1 protein-coding gene is annotated in these 556 nt (G+C 62.1%); it reads left to right on the top strand.

The features are described 5' to 3' along the window. A partial coding sequence (locus EN991_RS39080; protein WP_164769805.1) for a BamA/TamA family outer membrane protein occupies positions 1–556 on the top strand: 556 nt, incomplete at both ends.

Genomic DNA, 556 nt, shown 5'->3' with positions numbered 1-556 from the left:
ATTTCTCGGTCAAGGGCAGCGCCGGCCTGTCCTACGAACTGACCAAGAAGCAGACGGTTTCCGCCGAGGTGGCGCTCGACTATTCCCGCATCCACGACGCTTTCGGCAAGCACAAATACCTGATCGCCAGCATTCCGCTGCAATATGTCTACGACAACAGGGACAACCGCCTGAACCCGACCAGCGGCTTCCGGGTGCTGGCCTATGCCGAGCCGAGCTACGACATTTTGAATGGTGCGGCCTTCCTGAAGCTCAAGGGCGAGGGATCGGCCTATCAGTCGCTGGATTCGGCTTCCAAGTTCGTGCTGGCCGAACGTGTCGCCATCGGGTCGATCGTCGGCACCGGGCTTCAGAATGTGCCGGCCGACCGGCGCTTCTATTCCGGCGGCGGCGGTTCGGTGCGCGGCTACGCCTATCAGGGCATCGGTCCGAAGGATTTCACCGGCCAGCCGATCGGCGGCCTGTCCTTCTTCGAAACCTCGGTCGAGATGCGCATCGCCATCACCGACACGATCGGCATCGTGCCGTTCGTCGATGCCGATCGTGTCGGTGATGG

This window comes from Mesorhizobium sp. M7A.F.Ca.US.005.03.2.1, assembly GCF_003997795.1.
In the GTDB taxonomy this organism is placed as follows: domain Bacteria; phylum Pseudomonadota; class Alphaproteobacteria; order Rhizobiales; family Rhizobiaceae; genus Mesorhizobium; species Mesorhizobium ciceri.
This window is presented reverse-complemented; position numbering and strand designations above follow the sequence as displayed.